The organism is Kribbella speibonae, assembly GCF_004331375.1.
Classification (GTDB): Bacteria; Actinomycetota; Actinomycetes; order Propionibacteriales; family Kribbellaceae; genus Kribbella; species Kribbella sindirgiensis.
The window spans coordinates 823,141-846,367 of the sequence record NZ_SJKC01000002.1 but is presented as its reverse complement, the minus strand read 5'-3'; the positions used below and the strand labels follow the sequence as shown (position 1 = coordinate 846,367).

At 69.4% G+C, this 23,227-nt stretch carries 23 protein-coding genes; 17 read left to right on the top strand and 6 right to left on the bottom strand.

Translation table 11 applies throughout. The features are described 5' to 3' along the window. Positions 1-73 precede the first annotated feature (73 nt). The 8 genes from E0H92_RS17330 (at position 74) to E0H92_RS17295 (ending at position 8,275) form a co-directional block, all read left to right on the top strand. Entirely contained in the window at positions 74-649 is a 576-nt protein-coding gene (locus tag E0H92_RS17330) for a nucleotidyltransferase family protein (protein WP_131496936.1), read from the top strand. Between the two features lie 38 nt (positions 650-687). Then, positions 688-1,563 carry an AAA family ATPase gene (locus tag E0H92_RS17325; protein ID WP_131288985.1) on the top strand — a complete coding sequence of 292 codons (876 nt, stop codon included), beginning with the start codon at positions 688-690 and terminating at the stop codon, positions 1,561-1,563. 6 nt (positions 1,564-1,569) lie between these two features. After that, positions 1,570-2,697, top strand: a complete 1,128-nt coding sequence (locus E0H92_RS17320) for a vWA domain-containing protein (RefSeq protein ID WP_131462618.1) — start codon at positions 1,570-1,572, stop codon at positions 2,695-2,697. Continuing rightward, positions 2,690-3,805, top strand: coding sequence for an XdhC family protein (locus E0H92_RS17315; RefSeq protein WP_131496935.1), 1,116 nt, complete (start codon positions 2,690-2,692; stop codon positions 3,803-3,805). Before E0H92_RS17320 ends, E0H92_RS17315 begins: the two co-directional genes overlap by 8 nt. Positions 3,806-3,877: 72 nt before the next feature. Then, positions 3,878-4,366, top strand: a complete 489-nt coding sequence (locus tag E0H92_RS17310; protein ID WP_131496934.1) for a (2Fe-2S)-binding protein — start codon at positions 3,878-3,880, stop codon at positions 4,364-4,366. Next, a complete protein-coding gene (locus E0H92_RS17305) occupies positions 4,363-6,777 on the top strand; it encodes a xanthine dehydrogenase family protein molybdopterin-binding subunit (RefSeq protein ID WP_131496933.1) in 2,415 nt (804 codons plus the stop codon). Before E0H92_RS17310 ends, E0H92_RS17305 begins: the two co-directional genes overlap by 4 nt. Beyond that, positions 6,774-7,628, top strand: coding sequence for an FAD binding domain-containing protein (locus E0H92_RS17300; protein ID WP_131462621.1), 855 nt, complete (start codon positions 6,774-6,776; stop codon positions 7,626-7,628). The genes E0H92_RS17305 and E0H92_RS17300 overlap by 4 nt, the downstream gene beginning before the upstream one ends. Continuing rightward, on the top strand, positions 7,625-8,275 hold the full coding sequence (locus E0H92_RS17295; RefSeq protein WP_131496932.1) for an SRPBCC family protein: 651 nt from the start codon (positions 7,625-7,627) through the stop codon (positions 8,273-8,275). The genes E0H92_RS17300 and E0H92_RS17295 overlap by 4 nt, the downstream gene beginning before the upstream one ends. Positions 8,276-8,404: 129 nt before the next feature. Here the strand turns inward: E0H92_RS17295 and nfi are convergent, their stop codons facing one another. Continuing rightward, positions 8,405-9,055 (bottom strand): deoxyribonuclease V, encoded by a 651-nt coding sequence (gene nfi, locus E0H92_RS17290; protein WP_131496931.1) that lies wholly within the window; start codon positions 9,053-9,055, stop codon positions 8,405-8,407. Further along, on the bottom strand, positions 9,055-9,330 hold the full coding sequence (locus E0H92_RS17285) for a VOC family protein (protein WP_202873670.1): 276 nt from the start codon (positions 9,328-9,330) through the stop codon (positions 9,055-9,057). Before E0H92_RS17285 ends, nfi begins: the two co-directional genes overlap by 1 nt. 178 nt (positions 9,331-9,508) lie before the next feature. On the opposite strand from E0H92_RS17285, the gene E0H92_RS17280 reads away from it, so the two are divergent. The 6 genes from E0H92_RS17280 to E0H92_RS17255 all read left to right on the top strand — a co-directional run bounded on the left by E0H92_RS17280 (position 9,509) and on the right by E0H92_RS17255 (position 14,835). Further along, on the top strand, positions 9,509-10,603 hold the full coding sequence (locus E0H92_RS17280) for a glycerate kinase family protein (RefSeq protein ID WP_131496930.1): 1,095 nt from the start codon (positions 9,509-9,511) through the stop codon (positions 10,601-10,603). Positions 10,604-10,793: 190 nt separating this feature from the next. After that, positions 10,794-11,150, top strand: coding sequence for a HesB/IscA family protein (locus tag E0H92_RS17275; protein WP_130380162.1), 357 nt, complete (start codon positions 10,794-10,796; stop codon positions 11,148-11,150). 86 nt (positions 11,151-11,236) lie between these two features. After that, on the top strand, positions 11,237-11,878 hold the full coding sequence (locus tag E0H92_RS17270) for an ABC transporter permease (protein ID WP_131462626.1): 642 nt from the start codon (positions 11,237-11,239) through the stop codon (positions 11,876-11,878). Continuing rightward, a complete protein-coding gene (locus E0H92_RS17265) occupies positions 11,871-13,037 on the top strand; it encodes an ABC transporter ATP-binding protein (RefSeq protein WP_131496929.1) in 1,167 nt (388 codons plus the stop codon). The genes E0H92_RS17270 and E0H92_RS17265 overlap by 8 nt, the downstream gene beginning before the upstream one ends. After that, the gene (locus E0H92_RS17260; protein WP_131496928.1) at positions 13,034-13,855 is read left to right on the top strand and encodes an ABC transporter permease; all 822 of its coding nucleotides are present in this window, start codon (positions 13,034-13,036) and stop codon (positions 13,853-13,855) included. The genes E0H92_RS17265 and E0H92_RS17260 overlap by 4 nt, the downstream gene beginning before the upstream one ends. Next, entirely contained in the window at positions 13,852-14,835 is a 984-nt protein-coding gene (locus tag E0H92_RS17255) for a glycine betaine ABC transporter substrate-binding protein (RefSeq protein ID WP_131496927.1), read from the top strand. Before E0H92_RS17260 ends, E0H92_RS17255 begins: the two co-directional genes overlap by 4 nt. Here the strand turns inward: E0H92_RS17255 and E0H92_RS17250 are convergent. Then, a complete protein-coding gene (locus E0H92_RS17250) occupies positions 14,822-16,285 on the bottom strand; it encodes a DHA2 family efflux MFS transporter permease subunit (RefSeq protein WP_131496926.1) in 1,464 nt (487 codons plus the stop codon). The two genes, E0H92_RS17255 and E0H92_RS17250, sit on opposite strands and share 14 nt — an antisense overlap. A 102-nt stretch (positions 16,286-16,387) precedes the next feature. Here E0H92_RS17250 and E0H92_RS17245 point away from each other — a divergent pair, with 102 nt between their 5' ends. Further along, the gene (locus E0H92_RS17245) at positions 16,388-17,098 is read left to right on the top strand and encodes a TetR/AcrR family transcriptional regulator (protein ID WP_131496925.1); all 711 of its coding nucleotides are present in this window, start codon (positions 16,388-16,390) and stop codon (positions 17,096-17,098) included. Positions 17,099-17,277: 179 nt separating this feature from the next. Beyond that, on the top strand, positions 17,278-18,711 hold the full coding sequence (locus E0H92_RS17240) for an MFS transporter (RefSeq protein WP_238173470.1): 1,434 nt from the start codon (positions 17,278-17,280) through the stop codon (positions 18,709-18,711). A 230-nt stretch (positions 18,712-18,941) separates the two neighbouring features. Here the strand turns inward: E0H92_RS17240 and E0H92_RS17235 are convergent, their stop codons facing one another. After that, positions 18,942-20,210 (bottom strand): aspartate aminotransferase family protein, encoded by a 1,269-nt coding sequence (locus E0H92_RS17235; RefSeq protein ID WP_238173469.1) that lies wholly within the window; start codon positions 20,208-20,210, stop codon positions 18,942-18,944. 65 nt (positions 20,211-20,275) lie between these two features. Here E0H92_RS17235 and E0H92_RS17230 point away from each other — a divergent pair, with 65 nt between their 5' ends. Beyond that, complete coding sequence (locus E0H92_RS17230) at positions 20,276-21,751, top strand: NAD-dependent succinate-semialdehyde dehydrogenase (RefSeq protein WP_131496924.1); 1,476 nt, start codon at positions 20,276-20,278, stop codon at positions 21,749-21,751. Positions 21,752-21,826: 75 nt separating this feature from the next. On the opposite strand, the gene E0H92_RS17225 is transcribed toward E0H92_RS17230, so the two are convergent. Both E0H92_RS17225 and E0H92_RS17220 read right to left on the bottom strand, forming a co-directional pair. After that, complete coding sequence (locus E0H92_RS17225; protein WP_131496923.1) at positions 21,827-22,474, bottom strand: GntR family transcriptional regulator; 648 nt, start codon at positions 22,472-22,474, stop codon at positions 21,827-21,829. After that, complete coding sequence (locus E0H92_RS17220) at positions 22,471-23,220, bottom strand: maleate cis-trans isomerase family protein (protein WP_238152757.1); 750 nt, start codon at positions 23,218-23,220, stop codon at positions 22,471-22,473. The genes E0H92_RS17225 and E0H92_RS17220 overlap by 4 nt, the downstream gene beginning before the upstream one ends. Between the last annotated feature and the right edge of the window lie 7 nt (positions 23,221-23,227).

Below are 23,227 nucleotides of genomic sequence, written 5' to 3'. Positions count from 1 at the left end.
CGTCGCACGCCGATCGCGGCACACCGCTTGGCACCCGTCACTGCTCAGAGTGTGAAATCAGTACGCTGCCGCTGTGACGATCGCAGGACTGGTGCTGGCCGCGGGCGCAGGCCGTCGGATGGGTACGCCGAAGGCGCTCATCCGCGACGCTGACGGAGTCACCTGGGCCGCCCGCACCGCCCGCCTACTCACCGAGGCAGGCTGCTCACCGGTCGTGGTAGTCGTCGGAGCAGCCGCGGATCAGGTGCGTGCGGAGCTGACCGGCGAACCAGTCGAGGTTGTCGAGGCAACCGACTGGAACGAGGGGATGGGGGCATCACTTCGCGCCGGCCTTCGCTCGACGGACGCGGTGTCTGAGGCGGTGGTCGTGCTTCCGGTGGATGTGCCTGGGGTGACGGTGGATGCGGTGCGGCGGGTGGTGGATCAGGCGGGGGATGACGCGCTGGTGCGAGCGACGTACGACGGGGCACCTGGGCATCCTGTGGTGATTGGGCGTCGGCATTGGGATGGGGTGATCGCGTCGGCGCGGGGTGATGAGGGGGCCCGGGGGTACTTGCGGGAACACGAAGTCGTGCTGGTGGAGTGCTCGGATGTGGGGGATGGGGTGGACGTCGACACCGTGGGGGAGTTGCCGCCCGGGCACGGGTGAGGGTTGGCAAGGCCCGGAAGTAGGTGAATGCTGAAGGAGTGAGTGCCGTCGGCTCGGCGGGAGAACTGGCCGAGTGTCTGCGGGCGACCGGGTATCTTGCCGGAGAGGGCTTGGCCACGGTCGGGTATCTCGCGCTCGCGCTGCATCGCCCGTTGCTGCTCGAAGGCGAGCCGGGCACCGGCAAGACGTCGCTCGCGTCGGCGCTGGCCGAGGCGCTCGACCTGGACCTGATCCGGCTGCAGTGTTACGAGGGCATCGACGCGTCGCAGGCGCTGTACGACTGGGACTTTCCGCGGCAGATCCTGCATCTGCGGACCGTCGAGGCGACGAGTTCCGATGCGGCGGTCGAAGAGGTCGAGAAGAGCCTGTTCGACGAACGGTTCCTGTTGTCGCGTCCGGTGCTGCGGGCGTTGCGCGAGAGTCCCGCCGTACTGCTCGTCGACGAGATCGACCGGGCCGACGACGAGTTCGAGGCGTTCCTGCTCGAGGTGCTGTCGACGTACGAGGTGACGATTCCGGAGCTCGGGACGATCACCGCCGAGGTGCCGCCGATCGTGGTGCTGACGTCGAACCGGACCCGCGAGGTGCACGACGCGCTCAAGCGCCGGTGCCTTTACCACTGGATCGACCATCCAGGGCTGGCGCGTGAGATCGAGATCGTCCGGACGCGGCTGCCCGAGGTGTCGGCGCGGCTCGCCGAGCAGGTCACGCGGTCGGTGCAGCGGATGCGTGATCTCGACCTGCTCAAACCACCTGGCGTCGCGGAGACCCTCGACTGGGCGCGAGCCCTCGACGCGCTCGGCGCCGACGTACTCGACGTCGAGACGGCGGCCGCGACGCTCGGCGCGGTCCTGAAGTACCGCGAGGACACCGACCGCGTCCGCGAATCCCTCGACCGCCTGCTCGCGAGCTGACGCCCGATGAACCCTCCGGACCACGTTCGCCCGCCGGCTGCTCCGGATCTTGTGCCCGATCTTGCGCTGACCGGGTTCGCGTCGGCGCTCCGTCATGCCGGTCTCGCGGTGACGGCCGATCGGGTACACCTCTTCCTCCAAGCAGTCGCGGCCCTCGACCCGACCCAGACCGCCGACGTTTACTGGGCCGGCCGCGCCGCACTGTGCAGCGGCCCCGATGACACGGCCCGGTACGACGAGGTGTTCGCAGCCTGGTTCACCGGCGACCGGGCGCGCGGCGTCGTTCCCAGCCGGACCCCGCAGTCCTCCGTCCAGGCGAACCTCGGCGAAGGAGCTGAAGGAACCGACGGCGACCATACCCTGAACGTCTCCGCGAGTACGACGGAAGTCCTCCGGCACCGCGACGTCGCCGAACTGTCCGCCGCCGACCGCGCCGAACTCGCGCGCCTGTTCGGCACCCTCCGTCCGCGGACCCCGCTCCGCCGCGCGAACCGTCGGCGCCCGTCCCATCGCGGCGAGATCGACCCGCGCCGTACGCTGCGGGCCCAGCTGCGCCAGGTCGGCGAACCGGGCCGTGTCCGCTACCGCCGCCGGGGCGTTCGGCCGCGGCGCGTCGTCGTACTGATCGACGTCTCCGGCTCCATGGGCCCGTACGCCGACAGCCTGCTGCGGCTCGCGCACGTGCTGGTCCAGCAGGCGCCGCGGTCGGTCGAGGTCTTCACCATGGGCACGCGGCTCACTCGCGTCACCCCGGCGCTGCGGCATCGCGATCCCGAGTTCGCGTTGCGGCTGGCGGGTGACGTCGTACCGGACTGGTCGGGTGGGACGCGGCTGGGTGAGGTGCTGAAGGTGTTCCTGGATCGCTGGGGTCAACGCGGTACGGCGCGGCGAGCAGTCGTCGTGGTGTGCAGTGACGGGTGGGAGCGCGGTGACGCGTCGCTGCTCGGTGCGCAACTGGAACGGCTGGCAGGGCTGGCGCATCGCGTGGTGTGGCTGAATCCGCATCGCGGCAAGCGCGGGTACGAGCCGGTGCAGGCCGGGATCGTCGCCGTACTGCCGCACCTGGACGACCTCGTTGCCGGGCACAGCCTGGCCAGCTTCGCCGAACTCCTGGAGGTGGTGGCCGATGCGTGACGTACTCGACAAGTTGCTGGCGTGGTGGCGGGCCGGCGAATCGGTTGCCGTCGGCACCGTTGTCGCGACGTTCGACTCGGCGCCGCGGCCGCCGGGCGCGGTGATGCTGGTCGGTCCTGAGCTGGAGGTGGTCGGCAGCGTGTCGGGCGGCTGCGTCGAGGGCGCGGTCTATCAGCTCGGCGAGGAGATCCTTGCGTCGGGCGAGCCGGTGCTGCAGCGGTACGGCGTGAGTGACGAGTCGGCGTTCGCGGTCGGCCTCACCTGCGGCGGCATCCTCGACATCTTCGTCGAGAAGATCAACCGCACGACGTTCCCCGAACTGGCGGAGGTGGCAGCAGACATCGCCGAGGGCCGCCCGGTCGCGGTCGCCACCGTCGTCGCCCACCCCGACCTGGCACGCCTCGGTCGCCGCCTGATCGTCCGCCCGGACGCGTCGGGCGGAGGGCTCGGATCGGATCGGGCTGATGACGCGGTGCTGGACGATGCGCGTGGATTGTTGGCAAATGGACGATCGGAGACGTTGGAGTACGGGCCGGACGGGCAGCGGCGGGGGGAGGGGATGCGGGTGTTCGTGTCGTCGTACGCGCCGGTGCCGCGATTGCTGGTGTTCGGGGCGATCGACTTCGCGGCGGCGGTCGGACGGCTCGGCGCGTTCCTCGGGTACCGGGTGACGGTGTGCGATGCGCGCGCGGTGTTCGCGACCGCGTCCCGTTTTCCCTTCGCCGACGAGGTGATTGTCGACTGGCCGCACCGGTACCTGTCCGGCGAGGCGACGGCCGGCCGGATCGACGACCGGACGGTGATCTGCGTACTGACGCACGACCCGAAGTTCGACGTACCGCTGCTGGAGGTCGCGTTGCGGCTGCCGCAGGTCGCCTACATCGGCGCAATGGGATCGCGGCGCACGCACGACGACCGGCTGAAGCGGTTGCGGGAAGCGGGACTGACCGAGGCGGAAGTGGCGCGACTGTCGAGCCCGATCGGCCTCGACCTCGGCGCGCGGACGCCGGAGGAGACCGCGGTGAGTATCGCCGCCGAGATCATCGCCCAGCGCTGGGGTGGCGCCGGGCAACGACTCTCCGCGGCAGCAGGACCCATCCACCACTGAAATCTTGTGGTGCACATCACAACAGGAGCAGGATCAAACGTACGGCGATAGCTGACATCTGGAGGCGGGGCGATGACCCGGATCACGGTCAAGGTCGACGGAAGCAGCTTCACTGACGAAGTGGAGCCGCGCACGCTGCTCGTGCTGTATCTGCGCGAGCAACTGGGGAAGACGGGCACCGTGGTCGGTTGCGACACCGGCAACTGCGGCGCCTGTACGGTCCACCTGGACGGGCGGAGCGTGAAGTCCTGCTCGTTGCTCGCGGTCCAGGCCGACGGTCACGAGATCACCACCATCGAAGGTCTCGCGACGAACGGCGAGCTGCACCCGATGCAGCAGGCCTTCCACGAGAACCACGCCCTGCAGTGCGGATACTGCACACCAGGCATGATCATGCAATCCATCGATCTGATTGCCGACAATCCGAATCCGAGTGAGGACGACATCCGGCTCGGGCTGGAGGGCAACCTCTGCCGCTGCACCGGCTACCAGAACATCGTCAAGGCGGTCCACGCCGCGGCAGCGGGCCAGCAGCACAGCGCGGCCGGAGGTGCGCAATGACCGCCACCGAGGAACGCCCGGCGACCGAGATCGGCGCATCCCGCCGGCGCAAGGAGGACGCCCGGCTGATCACCGGCCGGACCCGCTGGACCGACAACATCGTGCTGCCCGGTCTGCAGCACATCGCGATGGTGCGCAGCCCGTTCGCGCACGCCCGGATCACGTCGATCGACACCGAGGCCGCGAAGGCGGCGACCGGGGTCGTCGCGGTGATCACCGGCGCCGACATCGCCGACGAGCAGGGCGCGCTGCCGAACGCGTGGGCCGTCATCCCCGACCAGAAGGCGCCCGTGCACCCGTCGATGGCGGTCGACCATGTCGCGTTCGCCGGTGAGATCGTCGCGATGGTCGTGGCCCGGACGGCGGCCGAGGCGAACGACGCCGCCGACCTCGTCGACGTCGACTACGAGGAACTCGAACCCGCCCTCGAACTGAAGGCCGCCGCCCGCGACGAGATGATCGCGCATCCGGATCTCGGGACGAACGTGTCCGCGGTGTGGTCGTACGACTCGGCCGAGTCCGGCACCGGCGGCGACGTCGAGGCGGCGATCGCGGCCGCCCGCGACGGCGGCATCGTGATCGAGCAGGAGTTCCGCCAGCAGCGGCTGATCCCGGCGTTCATGGAGCCGCGGTCGATTGTCGTCGATCCGACAACTGAACAGATGACCGTCTGGTCGTCGACGCAGGTCCCGCATTTCGTGAAGATCTTCATCGCGCTCGTGCTCGGCATCCCGGAGAGCAAGATCCGGGTGATCGCGCCGGACGTCGGCGGCGGGTTCGGCGGCAAGCTGCAGTTCACCCCGGAGGAAGTCCTCACGGTGATCGCGGCCCGGCGGACCGGAAAGCCCTGTAAGTACACCGAATCCAGGTCCGAGTCGTTGATGGCCGCGCACCACGGCCGCGACCAGTGGCAGCAGGTCACGCTGGCCGCGAACGCCGACGGCACGGTCACCGGGCTCAAGGTTGAGCTGATCGCCGACATGGGCGCGTACCTCGGCCTGGTCACGTCGGCGATCCCGCTGCTCGGCGCGTTCATGTACAACGGGATCTACAAGTTCCCGGCGTACCACCTCGGCATCACCAACGTGTTCACGAACAAGACGTGGACCGACGCGTACCGCGGCGCCGGCCGGCCCGAGGCGACGTACGCGATCGAGCGGGTGATGGACGAGCTCGCCGCCAGGGTCGGCGTCGACGCCCTCGAGATCCGCGAGCGGAACTGGATCAAGCACGAGGAGTTCCCGTTCTCGACGGTGTCCGGGCTGCGCTACGACTCCGGCAACTACGAGGCGGCGACCGCGAAGGCGCGCGAGCTGTTCGGGTACGACGACCTGCGGGCCGAGCAACGCAAGCGCCGCGAGTCCGGCGACCCGGTGCAGCTCGGGATCGGCGTCTCGACGTTCACCGAGATGTGCGGCCTGGCGCCGTCGCGGTGGCTCGGCTCGATGGGGTACGTCGGCGGTGGCTGGGAGCACGCCGCGGTCCGGATGCTGCCGACCGGAAAGGTCGAGGTCGTCACCGGGACGAGCCCGCACGGTCAGGGACACGAGACCGCGTGGAGTCAGCTGGTCGCGGACCGGCTGGGCGTGGCGTTCGAGGATGTCGAAGTACTGCACGGTGACACGCAGGTCGCGGTTCGCGGGCTGGACACATACGGGTCGCGGTCGCTGGCCGTCGGCGGTATGGCGGTGCTGGCCGCCGCGGACAAGGTGATCGAGAAGGCGAAGCCGATCGCGGCGCAGCTGCTGGAGGCGAACGCGGACGACCTCGACTTCAGCGGCGGCCGGTACGGCGTGCGCGGGACCGATGCCGGGATGACGCTGGCTGAGCTCGCGTTCGCGGTGTTCCAGGGGCACAAGCTCGACGGCTCGGCCGAAGGGTGCCTGGACGCCGACGCGACCCTCGACCCGGACGACTTCTCGTTCCCGCACGGCACGCACTTGTGCGCGGTCGAGGTCGACACCGAGACGGGCGCCTCGAAGATCCGGTCGTACGTCTGCGTCGACGATGTAGGCGTTGTCGTCAATCCGATGATCGTCGAGGGACAGGTGCACGGCGGTCTCGCGCAGGGCATCGCGCAGGCGCTGTACGAGGAAGCGGTGCACGACGACTCCGGGACGCTGGTCACCGGGTCGTTCGACCAGTACACGGTGCCCGGGGCCCCTGATCTGCCGAGCTTCGAGGCGGCGCGGACCGAGACGCCCGCGACGACGAACCAGCTGGGCGTGAAGGGCGTCGGCGAGGCCGGGACGATCGCGTCCACGCCCGCTGTCGTCAATGCGATTGTCGACGCTCTCCGGCCGCTCGGCGTCACGGACGTGCCGATGCCGTGTACGCCGTACCGCGTCTGGACCGCCATCCAGAGCAGTGCCACTCAGGACAGTGCCAGTCAAGAAGGGAGCCGGTCATGATCCCGGCGGCGTTCGAGTACTTCGCCCCCGCGACCGTCGACGAGGCGCTGGGGTTGCTGCGTGAGCACTCCGACGCGAAGGTGCTCGCGGGCGGGCAGAGCCTGATGCCGGCGCTGCGGTTGCGGCTGGCGGCGCCCGAGGTGATTGTCGACATTCAGAAGATCGACGATCTGCGGGGTGTGCGGGACGACGGCGACGCGCTGGTGATCGGCGCCATGACCCCGCACAGCACGGTCGAGTCGGATCCGCTGGTGGCCGAGCACGCGCGGCTGATCGCGTTGGCCACGGCAACGGTCGGCGATCCGCAGATCCGGCATCGCGGCACGTTCGGCGGATCGCTCGCGCACGCGGATCCGGCGGCAGACCTGCCCGCGGTCGCGGTGGCGCTGGACGCGTCGTTCGTGATCGCGGGCGCCGGCGGCCGACGGACCGTGCCCGCCGCGGAGTTCTTCGAGGGCGTGTTCAGTACGGCGCTCGGCGAGGACGAGCTCCTCGTCGAGGTACGGGTGCCGAAGTACACCGGCTGGGGCGCGCACTACGAGAAGTTCAACCGGGTCGCGCAGGGCTGGTCGATCGTGTCGGTCGCGGCGGCCGTGCGGCTGGACGGCGACTCGATCGCGGAGGCGCGGGTCGGGCTCGGCAACATGGGCCCGACGCCGGTCCGGGCTACCGCGGTCGAGGCGGCTCTCGTCGGGCAGCCCGCGACCGCTGACGCCGTACGGGAGGCCGCGGCGCGAGCGGCGGACGGGACGTCTCCGGTGACCGACATCAACGGTGACGCCGACTACCGACGGCATCTCGCGACGGTGCTCACCCGGCGGGCGGTCCTTGCTGCGGCGGGTACCGCGTGAAGCTCGAGCACAAGTTCGTCGTACCGGCGCCGGTCGAGGAGACCTGGGCCGCGTTCAACGACCTCGAACGGGTGGTGCCGTGTTTCCCCGGCGCCACCCTGACGGCGTACGAGGGTGACGACTTCACCGGCTCGTGCAAGGTGAAGCTCGGGCCGGTATCGCTGCAGTACTCCGGCACCGGCACCTTCGTCGAGCGCGACGAGGCAACTCACCACGCGGTCATCGAGGCCAAGGGCAAGGACCGCAGAGGCAACGGTACGGCGAGCGCTCGCGTCACCGCCCGCCTGGCGGGCACCACGGACGGCGCCACCGAGGTCACCGTCGACACCGACCTGACCATCACCGGCCGCCCCGCCCAGTTCGGCCGCGGCCTGATCCAAGACGTCTCCAACAAACTCCTCGACCAATTCACCACCTGCCTGAAAACCAAGCTGGACACCGAACCACCAGCGCCGCCCGAAGGACCCGAGCCGGCACGAGTGGACGCATCGTCACCTCGGCCCGAACGCACCGAAGCGACCGAGGCGGATGAGGTCGTCCTCGATCTCGGCGGCGCGGTCCTCCCAGCCCTGGCCCGCCGCGCAGCGCCGTACCTGATCGGCGCCGTCCTCGCCCTGATCCTCCGCCGCCTACTCACCCGCAGATGAGGAGAGTGGGGAGGGTTCCACCCCCGAATCGGGAAGAAATCCTCCCCAACCCGCGCGCATCGATCCCCGCGCACCCACTCGGACCGGCGTCGACGTCGTCGCCAACTCGTGCTGCCCCCCGAGGGCACGTCACGCCCTCGACAACTCTTCTCGGCAGGCGCGGTCCGCGAGCCTCGTTGTTTCCGGCAGCCGGTAGCGCGGCGCCAGTCGCAGCACCTGCGCGACCGCGGTCGGCAAAGTCACTCGGTGGCCGACGGACACGTAGATCGGCTTGATCCCGTCCTGCGTGCGCACCGCCGCGCCCACCACCTCGCCGTCGTCGACGAGCTCAGCCGTCGCCCCGCGCTCCCGCGCGAGCTCCCCGTGCGACCCGACGAACGTCGTTTTCGCGGCGCCGATCGCCGGGATGCCTGTCAGTACGCCGAGATGGCACGCCAGCCCGAACCGCCGGGGATGCGCGAGCCCCTGCCCGTCACACACCAGCAACTCCGGCGTCGTCCCGAGCTGCTCCAGCGCCGCCAGCAACGCCGGCACCTCCCGGAACGCGAACAGCCCCGGTACATACGGGAACGTCGTCTCGCCGCGCACCACCACACGGTCGACCTCCGCGAGCGTCGCCCCATCAAGCACGACAACAGCAGCCGCCAGCCGATCCCCGTCGTACGCGACATCCAGCCCGGCGACGTACTGCGGTGGCGTGCCAACATCAACGCATTCGACCAGCCCCCGCAGCTCCTCCTGCACAGCGATCGCCTGGGCGACTGTGGTCGGCTGCTCCATCAGTCGAAGGTTGGTGCGCCGGTGGGTGGCCATTCGACGAGTTCGATGCGGTAGCCGTCGGGGTCGGTGAGCCAGGACGTTTTCGGTCCGTCGTCGCCGTGTATTAGCGGCTCACCGGGTTGGAGACCGGCCCTCGTCAGCCGGGCCGTGGTGTCGGTCAGCGACTCGACCTCGATCGCGATGTGCTCGAACCCGCCGGCCGTGACCGGCCCGTCGGCGGGACGATGCACGAGCTCGAGCGACACCGACGTCTCACCCGGCAGCCGAAGCCACACCAGGCTCGACCCGTCCTCGAACGGGACCGTGTTGAGTTCGACGTACCCGACCGCGGCGTAGAAGCGAGCGATCGCTCCAGGTCACTCACCCGCAGCGCGAACAGGATGGTTTTCACCCCACGATCCAACTGATGGCACTCGGCGTCGTCAACCGCAGCGGGTGGGAGAGGATGTGCGCATGCGGATTCTGATTGCGCCGGACAAGTTCGCGGGGACGCTGACAGCCGTGGAGGCCGCGGCGGCCATCGAGGAAGGGTGGCGGCGGCGCGACCCGGGGGCTGAGGTGCTGGTCGCGCCGATGGCCGACGGCGGTCCGGGGTTCATCGACGTACTGTCCGCGGTCGTCGACGGGAAGCTGCTGTCGGTCACCGTCCGCGGACCGCTCGGTGAGGAGTCTCCCGCGACGGTCCTGCTGGCGGGCGAGACGGCGTACGTCGAGACCGCGCAGGCGTGCGGTTTGCACCTGGTGGAGCCGAAGCAGCGGCGCCCCGAGGAGGCGAGCACGTACGGCGTCGGGCAGCTGATCACCGCGGCCGTCGACGCCGGCGCGAGGCGGGTCATCCTCGGTCTCGGAGGATCCGGTACGAACGACGCCGGCGCGGGTCTGCTCGCCGCCCTGGGCGCAACGGCCGATGCTGGGAAGTTGGATGCTGGGGCTGCTGGACTGGCAGGGCTGGAGACCGTGGACCTGGGGCCGGCTCGCGAGCGGGTGGCGGGTGTCGAGTTCGTCGCCGCTAGTGATGTGGAGAACCCGATGCTCGGGTTGCGGGGTGCGACAAACGTGTTCGGGTCGCAGAAGGGGATCACGGACGAGCGGAAGCCCGAGGTCGACGGCTGGCTGACGCATTTCGCGGAGCTGGCCGACCGGAAGACCGCGGACAAGAAGGGTGCGGGTGCCGCGGGCGGGCTCGGGTACGCGCTGCTGCTGCTCGGCGCCGAGCGGGTCTCCGGCATCGATCTGGTCGCGGAACTGACCGGGCTCAAGCACAAGGCGTCACAGGTCGACCTGGTCATCAGCGGTGAAGGCGCGTTCGACTTCCAGTCCCGCGACGGCAAGGTGATCGCGGGCGTCGCGAAGGTCGCGAACGACGCGATGCGCCCGTGCGTCGTCCTCGCCGGCAAGGTCCTGATCGGCTCCCGCGAGATGCGGTCGATGGGCGTCGAGTCGGCGTACGCGCTGGTCGACGCGGTCGGCGAGGAGCAGGCGTTCGCGGACCCGCACGGCTCGCTCGCCGCGGTCGCGGAGCGTGTCGCCCGCACCTGGGCCCGCTGAATCGGCCCGCGGCGGCGCCGGCCGGGGGTGATCGATCCGTGGCCGGGGTAGTTGATCTGCGAAATTGGTGTGCGACCATGGGAATGAGCGCGGGCCGGGCGGTGTTGGCCTGTGTTGACAAGAGACTTCCGTGCCGACGGAGCTGTACTGGGCTGTACGCCGGCACTTGAGCAGATGACTGGAGTCAGGAATGACTGAAGCGCAGACCGAGCAGGCCGTCGCCACTGGTGTTCTCCTCACCGACGGGGCCGCCGCCAAGGTGAAGGCGCTGCTCGACCAGGAAGGCCGCGACGACCTCGCGCTGCGGGTCGCCGTCCAGCCGGGCGGGTGCTCCGGCCTGCGGTACCAGCTGTTCTTCGACGAGCGTCAGCTCGACGGCGACGTGGTGGCCGACTTCGGTGGTGTGAGTGTCGTCACGGACCGGATGAGCGCTCCGTACCTCAAGGGTGCGTCGATCGACTTCGTCGACAGCATCGAGAAGCAGGGCTTCACCATCGACAACCCGAACGCCACCGGGTCCTGCGCCTGCGGCGACTCGTTCAACTGATCCAACCCTTCGAAGCCCCTGGCACCTGATGGTGCCAGGGGCTTCGTCGCGTGTGAATCCAACGCTTGTTGGGTACCGGCTACCGCGTGTGGGACTACATAACTGAGCGTAATTCACAACTGCTCTACCAGAGTTATCAGCACCTGAGCCTGGTCATCCAGTGCGTGCTGCTGGCCACCGTGATCGCGGTCGGCCTGGCCGTCGTCGTGCACCGGAACCCGCGGATCGCGTCCCTGGCCGGCGCGGTCAGCGCGGTCGGTCTGACGATTCCGTCGTTCGCGCTGCTCGGTCTGATGATCCCCCTGGCCGGCATCGGTACGGCGACCTCGGTCGTCGCCGTGACGTTCTACGCCTGCCTGCCGATCCTGCGGAACGCCGTCGTCGGCCTCGCCGGCGTCGACGCGACGCTGATCGAGTCGGCGCGCGGTATGGGTATGGGCGCGATCCGGACGCTGTTGCGGATCGAGCTGCCGCTGGCGTGGCCGGTGATCCTGGCCGGCGTCCGGGTCTCGGCCCAGATGTCGATGGGGATCGCGGCGATCGCGGCGTACGTGCTCGGTCCCGGTCTGGGCAGCTTCATCTTCACCGGCCTGACCCAGATCGGCGGCAAGAACGCCCTGAACTCCGCGCTGGTCGGCACGATCGGCGTGGTCCTGCTCGCTCTGATCCTGGACGCCATGCTGCTGCTCGTCGGCCGCCTGACCACCTCGAGGGGTATCCGTGCCTGAATCCGAACCAGAAGTCAGCGGCGTCGACATCGAGTTGACCGATGTCGTGAAGCGGTACCCGGGCCAGAAGAAACCCGCGGTGGAGGGGCTGACCCTGCACATCCCGGCCGGCGAGATCGTGATGTTCGTCGGCCCGTCCGGCTGCGGCAAGACCACCTCGCTGAAGATGATCAACCGGCTGATCGAGCCGACCTCGGGCAGTATCCGGATCGGCGGCGAGGACGTCAGCCGGACCGATGACGACGACCTGCGGCGCCGGATCGGGTACGTGATCCAGGGCGGCAGCCTGTTCCCGCACATGACCGTCACGCAGAACATCGCCCTGGTCCCGGGCCTGCTCGGCTGGGACAAACGGCGTACGGCGGAACGGGTCGACGAACTGCTCGAACTCGTCGGCCTCGACCCTTCGCGCTATCGCGGGAGATACCCCCGCGAGCTGTCGGGCGGTCAGCAGCAGCGGGTCGGCGTCGCGCGCGGACTGGCCGCGGACCCGCCGGTGATCCTGATGGACGAGCCGTTCGGCGCGGTCGACCCGATCACGCGGCAGCGCCTGCAGGACGAACTGCTCAGCATCCAGGAGGAGCTGCGCAAGACGATCGTCTGCGTCACGCACGACTTCGACGAGGCGGTGAAGCTCGGCGACCGGATCCTGATCCTCACCGAGGGCGCGAACATCGCGCAGTACGACACCCCCGAGGCGATCCTGGCGAATCCGGCCGACCGGTTCGTCGCGGACTTCGTCGGTGCGGGCGCGGCGCTCAAGCAGCTCACGTTGAGCCGGGTGAGCGAGATCGAGTTGTGTCAGCCGACGGTCGCGGAGATCGGCGACCCGGCGCCCGACGTACTGCGGGCCGCGAAGGCCGCGGGTGACGACTCGGTGGTCGTCCTGGACGGCCGGCGGCGACCGGTCGACTGGATGTGGACATCCGATTTGTCGGATGTCGACAATGTGCCGGCGCCGCACGAGGACACCGACCTGGTGACGATCGACCGGCGGGCAACGCTGAACGACGCGCTCGACACGATGCTGATGTCCAGCCATGGCAGCGCGGTCGTCACCGGCCGCCGCGACGAGTACCTCGGCGTGGTCGACTTCCAGTCCGTCCTCGCCCGCATCCAGGACGGCAACGGCCAACCGGAGGCGGAGGTCGCCCCATGACCGCTGTCGATCCGGGACCGGACCTGAAATCTCCGGAGAACCGCGCCGATGCGAAGGCGGCCGCGGCCGGGCTGGCGAGCAGCCGGGCGCGGCGGCCGTCGTGGGGTCTGCTGATCGGGCAGCCGTTGTTCGTGGCCATCGTGATCGGGGTGTGGGCGATCTGGCGGTCCCGCGCCGAACTCGACTCGATCGAGCAGCGGCAGCTCGACTGGAAGCTCGTAGGATCGTTGACAATCGAGCACCTGAAGCTGACCGCCGTCGCCACGGTCATCGTGCTGCTGGTCGCCGTGCCGCTCGGCATCCTGCTGACCCGGCCGCGGGCCCGCCGGGCCGCTCCGGTCGTGGTCGCGATCGCGAACGCCGGCCAGGCGGCGCCGGTGATCGGGCTGATCGTGCTGCTCGCGATCTGGCTCGGCTTCGGCTTCTGGACCGCGATCCTTGCGCTCTGCCTGTATGCGATCCTGCCGGTCCTGCGGAACACGATCGTCGGCCTCCAAGGCGTCGACTCGACCCTCGTCGAGGCCGGCCGCGGCATGGGCATGTCGAGTGCCGCCGTCCTCGGCCGGATCGAACTGCCGCTCGCGGTGCCGGTGATCATGGCCGGCATCCGCACCGCGCTGGTCCTGGTCGTCGGTACGGCGACCCTCGCGACGTTCATCGACGCCGGGGGACTGGGCAGCCTGATCACCACCGGCATCCGCCTGCTGCGCTACCCGGTGCTGATCAGCGGCGCCGTACTGGTCGCGGCCCTCGCCCTGCTGATCGACTGGGCGGGCCGAGTACTGGAAGAAGTGACCCGACCGAGAGGGCTCGGATGAAGCGGCTCGTCGCGGCAGCGTCCGCGCTCCTCCTCGTCCTGTCGGGCGCCCTGTCCGGCTGTGGTCTCGGCACCAGCGGCGGCTTCGTGCCGACCGGCGCGCTCCAGGGACCGCTCGCCGAGGTGAAGAGCCTCGACGGACTCAAGATCGCGATCGGCTCGAAGAGCTTCCAGGAGCAGCTGATCCTCGGAAAGATCGCCGCGATCCTGATGCGTTCGGCCGGCGCGAACGTCCAGGACCTCACCAACATGCCCGGCTCCGACACGTCCCGCCAGGCGATGATCCAGGACCAGATCCAGATGGCCTGGGAGTACACGGGCACCGCGTGGATCTCGTACCTCGGCCACGACACCGGCATCCCCGACAAGCAGCAGCAGTACGACGCCGTCCGCAAGGAGGACGCGCAGAAGTACGGGCTGATCTGGCTGAAGCCCGCTCCGATGAACAACAGCTACGGCTTCGCGATGACCCGGAAGGAGTCCGAGCGGCTGCACGTCACCAAGCTGTCCCAGGTCGAGTCGCTGCCGGTGAAGGAGCGCACGTTCTGCGTCGAGTCCGAGTTCGCGAACCGCAACGACGGGTTCGAGCCGATGCTGAAGCATTACGGGATCCCATTGGGTTCCGGCGTACCGCGGGACAACATCCGGACCCTGGACACCGGCGCGGTGTACGCCGCGACGAACAAGGGCGACTGCCGGTTCGGGGAGATCTTCACGACCGACGGGCGGATCAAGTCGCTGGACCTCGTCGTACTGCAGGACGACAAGAAGTACTTCCCGGCGTACAACGTGGCTCCGGTGATCAGCAAGAAGGTGCTGGACGAGTACCCGCAGCTGCGGGAGCTGCTGCAGCCGGTGTCGGACAAGCTCACCGACGAGGTGCTGATCGAACTCAACGCGCAGGTCGACGTCGACGGTCGCGAGCCCGCCGACGTCGCCATGGACTGGTTGGTGAAGGAGGGGTTCGTCAGCCGTGACTGACGCTCTCCTCCCGGGCCCGCTTCGGGAGTAGGTACGACACGGCGAGGCTCACGACGAACAGCCCGATCGCGACCAGGACCGAGGTTTTGGTCGCGCCCAGGAACGCGTGGGTCGGCAGCAGCTGGAAGAACACGGTGCCGATCACGGCGACTCCGATCGCGCCGCCGTACTGCTGCATGGCGGTCAGTACGCCGGACGCCGATCCCGCGGCCTGGTCGTCGATCGAGGCCAGGATGATGTCGAACAGCGGCGCGAACACCATGCCGGCGCCGATCCCGGTGGCCAGCGTCGCCGGGACCAGATTCCAGACCGTGGTCGCGTCGCCGTACGTGTGCAGCGTGAACCAGACGCCGGCCATCGCGACCGTCATCGTCGCGATGCCGAGCTGCAGCGCCTTGCGGCCGAGCTTCGGGGCGAGCAGGCCCGCGGACAGCGGCGCGCCGATCGCGATCCCGAGCGAGAACGGCACCATCGCGAGGCCGGCCTTCAGCGGTCTGTAGTGCAGGCCGAGCTGGGTGAACAGGTTGAAGACCAGCATGAAGCCGTTCATCGCGAGGAAGAACGTGGTGATCACACCGAGCCCGGCGACGTACCCGCGGTTGCGGAACAGCGACGGGTCGATGACCGGGTTGCCGGACCGGCGCTCCCGCCAGCCGAACAGCGCGAAGACCACGATCGAGGCGGTCAACATCAGGATTGTCCACAACGGCCAGCCGAGCTCGCGGCCCTGCACCAGCGGGTAGATCAGCAGACCGGAGGCGAGGCTGACGAGGAGTACGCCGACGGCGTCCAGCCGGGATGCGCCGGACGTCTTGACCTCGGGCATGAAGCGCAGGGCGCCGGCCAGGGCGGCGATCCCGATCGGGACGTTGATGAAGAAGATCGTCCGCCAGCCGGCGTCGAACCAGTTCGCGTCGATCAGTACGCCGGCCAGGATCGGGCCCGCGACCGCGGACAGTCCCATCACCGGGCCGAACATCGCGAACGCCTTACCGAGTTCGTCGGGCGGGAAGATCGACTTCAGGATCGCGAAACCCTGCGGGATCATCACGGCGCCGAGCAGGCCCTGCGCGACCCGGCTGCCGATCAGCAGTTCCGGGCTGGTGGCCAGTCCGCAGACCGCGGACGCGATCGTGAACCCGACGGCCCCGATCACGAACAGCCGCCGGCGGCCGACCAGGTCGCCGAGCCGGCCGAAGGTGACCAGGCCGATCGCGAACGCCAGGGTGTAGCCGGCCAGCATCCACTGCATGGCCGATTCGGAGCCGCCGAGGTCGGCCCGGATCGAGGGAGCGGCGATGTTGACGATCGTCGCGTCGACCAGGTCCATGATCTCGGCGACCAGGATGGTGGCGACCACGAGCCAGCGCCAGCGGTACGGCGTGCCGCGCGGCGTGGTCGTGGTGTCGGGTGGGGTGTCGGGTGAGGTCTGTACGGCGGTGGCGGTCATGATGGCTCCTCGAGGTCTGATGCGAACGATGTTCGTTGACGAACACTGTTCTACGCTCGAACAGTGTTCCCGTCAAGTACGGTGTTCGCTACAGTGGTTCGCATGACCCAACCGCCGTGGCAGCCGATCAGTCCCGCCAAGCCCGTCCGTCCGGCCAAGGAGCCGCTGAACCGGGAGCGGATCGTCGACACTGCCCTGCGGGTGATGGTCGACCAGGGGTACGAGGCGGTCTCGATGCGGAAGATCGCCCAGGAACTGCACACCGGCCCCGCCTCGCTGTATGCGCATGTCGCGAACAAGAGGGAGCTCGACCAGCTCCTGGTTGACCGCGCCGCGCAGGCGATGAACCTGCCGTCGCCGCCGGATCCCGAGCGCTGGCAGGAGCAGTTGAAGGAAGCGATGCGCGAGATGCTGCGCGCGATGCGGACGATGCCCGGTGTCGCACGCGCCGCGATCGGGGCCGTGCCGCTGGGGGAGGCGGCGCTGCGCAGTTCCGAGTGTCTACTCGGCATTCTCAAGGCGGGCGGGCTGTCCGACGAGGCTGCCGCGTGGGCTGTCGACCTGATCCCGCTGTATGTGACCGCGGTGGCGTTCGAGGAGAACGTGCAGCGTGCGGACCAGTGGAGCCCGGAGGATCTCGAGCGGTTCCTCGACGGGTTGCGGTCCTACTTCGCCTCGTTGCCGGCTGACCGGTTCCCGCTCACGATGGCGCTTGCGGGCCCGTTGACGTCCGGCGCCGCCGGTGACGACCGGTTCGAGTTCGGGATCTCGGTGATCACCGCGGGTCTCGCCTCGCTCGCCGAACGTCATTGAACGTCATTGAGCGTCATTGAACGATTTGGCGTGATCCGCCGGTAGTGATCGCTTGTGGTTCACGATTGCACATGGCTAACCTTCGGATTGTCAACAAAACTACGACCTGACCCCGTGAGGCGTGTGGATTGTCTGCGGGTGGGCACACAGGTGAGGCCGTATGACGACAGGAGGAAACCGTGGACTCCGAGACCCAGCCGCCTGAGAGCGCCCAGCCCCCGCCGGGTGGACGCGCCCAGGACCGGCCGCCTGTGACCACGACCGAGCAGGAGCAACCGCCCGGCGTACTCAAGAAAGCGATCGCCGCCTCGGCGATCGGGAACGCGACCGAGTGGTTCGACTACGGCATCTACGCCTACGGCGTGACCTACATCTCGGCCGCGATCTTCCCGGGCGACACCGAGAGCCAGACCCTGCTGGCGCTGATGACGTTCGCCGTCTCGTTCCTGGTCCGCCCGCTCGGCGGCCTGGTCTGGGGCCCGCTCGGTGACCGCCTCGGCCGCAAGCACGTGCTGGCGATCACGATCCTGATGATGTCCGGCGCGACGCTGCTCGCCGGTCTGGTGCCCTCGTACGACACGATCGGGCTCTGGGCGCCGATCCTGCTGGTCCTGCTCCGGATGGTCCAGGGCTTCTCGACCGGCGGCGAGTACGGCGGTGCCGCGACCTTCATGGCCGAGTACGCCCCGAGCCGCAAGCGCGGGTTCCTCGGCAGCTTCCTGGAGTTCGGCACGCTGGCCGGCTTCTCGCTCGGTGCGCTGCTGATGCTGGGCTTCTCGCTGGTCCTCGGCGACGACGCGATGCACGCGTGGGGTTGGCGTCTTCCGTTCCTGGTCGCCGCGCCGCTCGGTCTGGTCGGCGTCTACCTCCGGTCCCGGCTGGAGGACACGCCGGTGTTCCGTGAGCTCGAGGCGAAGGGGCAGAAGGAGCAGGAGACCACGACGCAGTTCAAGGACCTGCTGGCGGGTTACTGGCAGCCGATCCTGCGGCTCGGCGGCATGGTCATCGCGTTGAATGTCGTGAACTACACGCTGCTCACGTACATGCCGACGTACCTGGAGAAGGAGATCGGGCTGAGCGCCGATCAATCGCTGATCGTGCCGATCATCGGAATGTTGACCATGATGGTCTTCGTGCCGTTCGCCGGACGCGCGTCGGACCGGCTCGGGCGCAAGCCGCTGTGGTGGGCGTCGCTGGCCGGGTTGTTCGTGTTCGGCGTCCCGATGTTCCTGCTGATGGGGACGAACCTGGCCGGCGCGATCATCGGCTTCGCGGTCCTCGGCCTGCTGTACGTACCGCAGCTGGCGACGATCTCCGCGACGTTCCCCGCGATGTTCCCGACGCACGTTCGGTACGCCGGCTTCGCGATCGCGTACAACGTGTCGACGTCGCTGTTCGGCGGTACGGCGCCCGCGGTCAACGACTGGCTGACGGCGAAGCTGGGTGACTCGCTGGTGCCGGCGTACTACATGATGGCGGCCTGTCTCGTCGGAGCGCTCGCGCTCGCCAAGGTCCCCGAGACCTCCCGGTGCCCGCTGAACGGCACCGAGATCCCGGGCACCGACGACGCCCCACCGCCGGTCGCCCTCGAACCGGCCCCCGCCAAGGCCTGACCCCGCGGATCCGCGCTTTCCGGAAACAATTCGCCAACCAGCGCGAGAAACTTTCCGAAAAGCGCGGATCCGACCCCGCCAAACCCAACAGCGGCGGCTAAGCCGCGACCCGGTCGACGCGGTCGGCTGTCCAGCCGCCGACCTAGCCGACCTAGCCGACCTAGCCGACTCAGCCGACTCAGCCGACTCAGCCGGCCCGGTCGGCCCGGTCGGCCCGGTCGGCCCGTGGCTCAGCCGGCTACTGCGGTGACTGCGTCGGACCAGAGGCCGGCGGCCTCGTCGATCTCGTCGGGGGAGACGACCAGGGCCGGGATGAAGCGCACGACCTGACCCCAGGCGCCGCACGTGAGGAGCAGCAAGCCCCGCCGCGCCGCCTCCTGCTGCACCGCGGCGGCCGTCACCGGATCCGGCTTCCCGTCCGAGTCGCGGAACTCGTTCCCGATCATCAACCCGAGCCCGCGGACGTCGGTGATCTGCTCGTGCTTGTCCGCGACCAGCTGCAGCGCCTGCTTGAGCTGAGCGCCGCGGTCCGCCGAGTTCTGCACGAGACCCTCGTCCTTGATCACGTCCAGCGTCGCCAGCGCCGCCGCGCACGCCACTGCGTTAGCGCCGTAAGTACCGCCCTGCGAGCCAGGCCACGCCTTCTCCATCAGCTCCGCCGACGCGGCGATCCCCGACAGCGGGAACCCGGACGCGAGCCCCTTCGCGGTGACGAGAACGTCCGGGTGCGAACCGAAGTGGTCACCGCCCCAGAACTTCCCGGTCCGCCCGAACCCGGTCTGTACCTCGTCCACCACAAGCAGGACCCCGTGCGCGTCTGCGCGCTCACGCAGACCCGCGAAGAACCGCTCGTTCGCCGGCACATACCCGCCCTCGCCGAGCACCGGCTCCACGAAGAACGCCGCGGTGTCGGCGGGCGCACTCAACGTCTGCAGGACGTAGTCCAACTGGCTCAACGCGAAGTCGGTCGCCTGCTCGACGGGCCAGCCGAAGTGGCCGGGGTCCGGGAACGGCGACACATGCACGCCGGCCATCAACGGGCTGAAGCCGGAGCGGAACTTGGTCCCGGACGTCGTCATCGAACCCGCGGCGACGGTCCGGCCGTGGAAGCCGCCGTGGAACACGATCACGTTCGGCCGGCCGGTTGCCTGGCGGGTGAGCCGCAGCGCCGCCTCGATCGCCTCGCTGCCGGAGTTCGCGAAGAACATCCGGTCGAGGTGCCGGGGGAGGACCTCGCCGAGCCGGTCCACCAGCTCGAGCAGCGGCCGGTGCATCACGGTCGTGTACTGCGCGTGGATGATCCGTCCGACCTGCTCCTGGGCGGCCGCGACCACCCGTGGATGGCAGTGCCCGGTCGACGTGACCCCGATGCCGGCGGTGAAGTCCAGGTACCTGCGGTCGTCCTCGTCGAACAGCTGGACGCCCACACCGCGGGCGGCGACCACGCCGGTCGCCTGTTTGAGGATCTGCGAGAGCTCGGCCACGGACTTCCCCTCCACGGGTCAGATGGTAGATTGTCGACAATCAGCGTATCTCAGCTTCCGAGGCCGGTGAAGGGGTGCAGATGGACCAGTCGAGGGTGGACGAGGCGAGGGTTGTCGAGGCCGTCGAGAAGCGGCTGTTCATCGATGGGAAGTGGACCGACGCGACCCGCGGCGCGACGTTCGACGTCATCGATCCGTCGACCGGCGAGGTGCTCTGCGCGGTCGCCGACGCGTCACCGGCGGACGGTCGCGCCGCGCTCGAGGCAGCCGTCGCCGCGCAGCCCGACTTCGCCCGTACGCCACCGCGCGAACGGTCCGACATGCTGACGACGGCGTACGAGCTCCTGATCGAGCGTGCCGACGAGCTCGCGTTGCTGATGACGCTCGAGATGGGCAAGCCGCTGGCGGAGGCGCGGGGCGAGATCGCGTACGCGGCCGAGTTCTTCCGGCACTTCGCGGGCGAGGCGGTCCGGATCGACGGCGGGTACCAGACCGCTCCGGCCGGGAACGCGCGCTTCCTGATCACCAAGCAGCCGGTCGGCCCGTGCCTGCTGATCACCCCGTGGAACTTCCCGATGGCGATGGGGACCCGCAAACTCGGCCCGGCGATCGCGGCCGGCTGCACGAGCGTCATCAAGCCCGCCCATCAGACGCCGCTGTCGATGCTGGCGTTGATGGGGATCCTGGCCGAGGCCGGCGTACCCGCGGGTGCCGTCAACTGCGTGACCGCGATGGACGCCGGCGGCGTGATGGAGCCGCTGATCCGGTCCGGGCTGGCGCGGAAGCTGTCGTTCACCGGGTCCACGCGGGTCGGCCGGATCCTGCTCGAGCAGTGCGCGGAGAAGGTGCTGCGGACGTCGCTCGAGCTCGGCGGCAACGCGCCGTTCGTGGTGTTCGAGGACGCGGACCTGGACGAGGCGGTGACCGGCGCGATCGCGGCGAAGATGCGGAACATGGGCGAGGCCTGTACGGCGGCCAACCGGATCTTCGTGCACGAGTCGGTGATCGACGAGTTCGGGCGCCGGCTCGCGGAGCGGATGGCCGCGCTGACGGTCGGGCGCGGTACCGAGCCGGGGGTGAACGTCGGCCCGCTGATCGACGAGGCCGGCCGGGAGAAGGTGCGGACGCTGGTGGCGGACGCGGTCGGACGGGGTGCGACCGTGCTCACCGGGGGAGAGGTCGCGCCCGGCAGCGGGTACTTCTACCCGCCGACGGTGCTGACCGGCGTACCGCGGGAGGCGGCGATGGCGGACCAGGAGATCTTCGGGCCGGTCGCGCCGTTGACGCCGTTCAGCACCGAGGACGAGGTCGTGCGGGCCGCGAACGACACGGAGTACGGGCTGGTGGCCTACGTGTTCACCAACGACCTGCGGCGCGCGCTCCGGGTCGCGGAGTCGATCGAGACCGGCATGGTCGGGCTGAACCAGGGCGTGGTGTCGAACCCCGCCGCGCCGTTCGGCGGCGTCAAGCAGTCCGGGCTCGGCCGGGAGGGCGGCGCGGTCGGGATCGACGAGTTCCTCGAAACCAAGTACATCGGCATCGCGGTCAGCGGCTGACCAGCCTCAGCAGGTGACGAGCCCTCAGCGGTCGACCGGGCGCAGGAACCGACGAGGTCCAGGATGTGCGTCCGGTCAGCGGCTGGTGAGGCGCTGGATGGCGTCGTCCATGTGGGCGATCAGGAGTTCGTCGGCGAGCTCGGCGTCGCCGGAGCGGATCGCGACGGCGAGGGTCTGATGTTCGACTGCGCGCGCGTCGCGGGCTGTGTACGTCCCCTCGAGGGCACGGATGCACATCCGGGTCTCGATGATGGAGGTCTGGTGCATCCGCGACAGCCTCGGGCTGCCGGCGAGCCGCACGAGCAGCTCGTGGAACTCGATGTCGAGCTCGCCGACCGCGGCCGGATCGCCGGCGGCTGCCATCCGGTCGACGATCGCGAGCAGCGCCGACCCGGCTGTCTCGTAATCGCCGTCGAGGAGGATCTCGCGGGCCGCGGCGCGCTCGATCGCCTCGCGGGCGAGGTACATGTCGCGGATGTCCGCGGGCGTCATGTCGATGACGAACAGGCCGCGGTTGCGGATCGAGACCAGCAGCCCTTCCTGGGTCAGGCGCTGCATGCCCTCCCGCAACGGGCCCCGGCTCACCCCGAGCTTGCGGGCCAGGTCGGCCTCGACGATCTGCGCGCCGGGCCGGAACTCCCCGTGGCCGATGGCCTTGCGCAGTTTGTCGGCGATGATGCTCGGCGTCGACTCCTGAGCCAGCGGCTCGATGTAACTTGTCACTCCGAATTCCCCCTTGTGGCGAACAGCGTGCCCAGATCTGGCAAAGACGGTACAGCCCCTGCCAACTCGAGCCCCTTCCAGACCGTCACCTGGTTCGCCGTCAGGACCGGTTTGCCGACCGCGGCCTCCAGATCGTCGACGATCCCCAGCGTGTGCATCGCGGTGTCCGGCACCAGGACCGCCTCGGCGTCGGGGTGGTCGGCCGCCTTCACCATCGCGACTACCTGCGCGGGCTCGAGCGTCCCGACCTCGGCGGCAGTGATGATCCCGTTGCTGCCCATCGACACCACGTCGACGCCGCCCGCGGTCAGGAACCGGACGAAGTGCTGCGCGACGTCTTCCGGGTACGACGCGGCGACGGCGACCCGCGTGACCCCGAGCGCCCGGCAGGCGTCGACGAACGCGATCGAGGTCGAGGACGCCGGTACGCCGAGCGCCTGCGCCACCCCGGCCGCCTGGATGTTCGCCCCCTCCCGCCCGAACACGAAGCTGCCCGAGGTACACGCCCACATCACGGAGTCCGGCTGCGCCGGCTTCAGCTCCGCGGCCCCTTCGGCGAGCCGTTCCGCGCGGCCGAGGTCGAGAAGCGCGTCCACCCGATGCGCGTCCTCGCCGACCGAGGTGATGACGACCGGAAGCTTCACCGATCCGTCGAGCCGGGCCTCGAGTGCCGGGTAGTCGTCTTCCGCGCTGTGTCCGGGATAAAGGAGTCCTACCGTGACCATCGGGCCTCCTGGCTGGTCCATCGTCCGA